This is a genomic window from Bradyrhizobium sp., from assembly GCF_049586575.1.
GTDB lineage: Bacteria > Pseudomonadota > Alphaproteobacteria > Rhizobiales > Xanthobacteraceae > Bradyrhizobium.
In genome coordinates this window covers 1-2,769 of sequence record NZ_JBAVCF010000376.1, presented here as the reverse complement: position 1 = coordinate 2,769, position 2,769 = coordinate 1, and the positions used below count along the sequence as shown (strand labels likewise).

The following is a 2,769-nucleotide window of genomic DNA, read 5'->3' as shown; positions in this document are numbered from 1 at the left end:
CCATGGACCGGCCGCGTTTCAGCAAAGCTCATAAGTGCGCGTTGAAATCCCTTGTTGGCCGAAAGACGCGCCGCATGCAGTTCGGGGTAACCTCCCGGCAGCCAGCAGACGTCGGCGTCGGCGTCGGGGCCTTCATCAGCCAGCGGTGAGAAAATCGAAATCTCGGCGCCGGCCGCACGCCATGCCTCGAGCATATGCGGATAGATAAAGGAGAACGCCGCGTCTCGCGCCAGCGCGATGCGTTGTCCGGGCGGTGTGAGGCTTGCGATCGGCGAAGCCGGCCGCGGCGACCAGTTGCCTGCCGATTGCAGCACCGCTTCCAGATCGACATGCTTCACGACAAAGCGCGAAGCCTCGTCGATCAGATGGTCGATGCCTTTTTGCTCCTCGGCCTGCACCAGGCCGAGGTGGCGCTTCGGCAGGTTGATCTCAGCATTGCGGGGCATCGCCCCGAACACGGCGATGCCAGCGTCCGTCAAGGCGCGCCGCACAAGGTCTTCGTGGCGTGGGCTGGCGACGCGATTGAGAACCACGCCGGCAAGCCGCACGCCGGGTCGAAAATCGCGCAGTCCGACGGCAACGGCGGCAGCCGTTTGCGCCTGTCCTGACGGGTCGATCACGAGCAAGACCGGCCAATCCATCATCGCGGCAATATCGGCGGTGGCGCCGGTGCCGCAGATGCCAGGGGCCGCGACTCCATCGAACAGCCCCATCGAGCCCTCGGCGAGAACAACGTCCGCCGCAGCCGCACGCGCGACGAGGGATTCGATCGTCGCCCGGCTCATCGCCCAGCTATCGATGTTGACAGAAGCACGCCCCGTCGCCGCCGCATGAAATGCCGGATCGATATAGTCGGGCCCGCTCTTGAAGCACTGCACATTCAGTCCGCGATCGCGCCAGGCGCGCGCCAAAGCCAGCGTCAGCGTTGTCTTGCCAACGCCGGATGCCGGCGCCGAGATCACGAGCCCGCGCGGCATCAGGGCGTCTCCGGAAAGCGTGGTGCCGGTCCGGTCGGACGGTAGCGGCGGTCATAGTCCGTCGCGTACAAGCGGCTTTCAGAAAACGCTTCCGAACCCAGTGTTCGGCCGACGAAAATGAGCGCGGTGCGTTCGAGTTCGGGACCGACCGTGGCATCGAGCGTGCCCAGCGTGGCGCGGATGATGCGCTGATCCGGCCAACTCGCACGCCAGACGATCGCGACCGGGCAATCCGCTCCATAATGCGGCGTGAGCTCGGCGATCAATCGATCGAGCATGTGCACGGAAAGATGGATCGCCAGCACCGCGCCGGTGGCGGCAAAGGCGGCAAGGCTTTCGCCTTCCGGCATCGCACTTGCCCGGCCGGGCATGCGCGTCAGCACCACCGATTGCGCCAGTCCCGGCAGCGTGAGCTCCGCTTCGAGTGCCGCGGCTGCGGCGGAAAACGAAGGCACGCCGGGCGTGACTGTATAGGGAATACCAAGCGCGCGCAGGCGGCGCATTTGCTCGCCCATCGCCGACCAGATCGAGAGATCGCCCGAATGCAGCCGGGCGACGTCTTTGCCATTGGCATGTGCGGTGGCGATTTCCGAGATGATTTCATCGAGCGACAGCCGCGCGGTGTTGATGATCCGCGCGTCTTGCGGGCAATGGGCGAGGACTCTCTTCGGCACCAACGAGCCGGCATAAAGGCAAACAGGACAGGCCGAGATGAGGTCGCGCCCGCGCAGCGTGAGCAGGTCGGGTGCGCCGGGCCCGGCTCCAATGAAGTGCACGGTCATTCATCGCCTCCCTTGACGGCACTCCACTGCACGACCGGCCGCGCCGGCTCAAAGGCGCGATAGCGGCCGAGATGTCCGGCATGGGCGATCTCGATCCGCATCAATTCGCCGCCGTGGCGTTGCTGAAGTTCTGACAACAGCGCCTCCGTCTCCAGCGTCACCGCGTGGGCGACCAGCCGTGTGCCTGTGGGAAGGAGTGGCCAAACCGCATCGAACATCACCGCGTCAAGGCCGCCGCCGATGAAGACTGCCTGTGGCGTCGAAAGGTTCAACAAGTTGCCGGGCGCGGTTCCCTCAACGACGGCGATTCGATGCATCAGGCCGAAGGCTTCGGCATTTTGACGAATATTTGCCGCGCGATCGCCGCGGGCTTCGATCGCAAGAGCTGTTCCGCCGTGCAAGGCCCATTCGATCGAGATCGATCCGGAGCCCGCGCCGATGTCCCATAACCGTTCGCCCGTCCGCGGCGCGAGCGCAGACAATGCCAGCGCGCGCATCGGCCGTTTAGTGATTTGGCCGTCATGTACGAACAGCGCATCCGAGAGACCGGAGCTGCGTGGCAGTCCCTCCGATCCCTTGGCTTCCAACGCTATGGCCAGCAGGCGTTCGTCCGGGTTAGCCGCAAAGCCGTTGGCCAGATGGTGCGTGATGGATTCACGTAGCCCGCCAAGCGCCGTGAGCGTCCACAGTTGCGAGGCGCCCCAGCCGTGCGCTGTCAGCCATTTCGCGAGATCAATCGCAGCCCGTCCGTCGCGTAACAAGCAGATGATCTTTTGGTCGTGCGCCAGATGCGGCACGAGACGTTCAAACGGCGCTGCATGCAGCCCAAGGCAAATGACGGATTCGAGGTGCCATCCGAGCCGCGATGCGACGAGTGAGAAGGTCGACGGCGCGGGATGTGCGATCCATTCACCGCTGTCCAGCCGCGCAGCGAGCAGGCTGCCGACGCCATGCCAGAACGGGTCGCCCGAGGCGAGCACGACGGTTGCGCGGCCGCGGCAGGAGAGCAC

3 protein-coding genes are annotated in these 2,769 nt (G+C 65.2%); all 3 read right to left on the bottom strand.

What is annotated here, in order from left to right:
• A partial coding sequence (locus WB528_RS14990; RefSeq protein WP_423889200.1) for a cobyrinate a,c-diamide synthase occupies window positions 1–977 on the bottom strand: 977 nt, incomplete at its 3' end.
• A complete protein-coding gene (gene cobM, locus WB528_RS14985; RefSeq protein WP_423889199.1) occupies window positions 977–1,759 on the bottom strand; it encodes a precorrin-4 C(11)-methyltransferase in 783 nt (260 codons plus the stop codon). The genes cobM and WB528_RS14990, both read right to left, overlap by 1 nt.
• A partial coding sequence (gene cbiT, locus WB528_RS14980; protein ID WP_423889198.1) for a precorrin-6Y C5,15-methyltransferase (decarboxylating) subunit CbiT occupies window positions 1,756–2,769 on the bottom strand: 1,014 nt, incomplete at its 5' end. The genes cobM and cbiT, both read right to left, overlap by 4 nt.

Excerpts from the sequence above, each read along its gene's own strand:
- cobM (WP_423889199.1), bottom strand. The coding sequence starts at position 1,759 with ATGACCGTGCACTTCATTGGAGCCGGGCCCGGCGCACCCGACCTGCTC.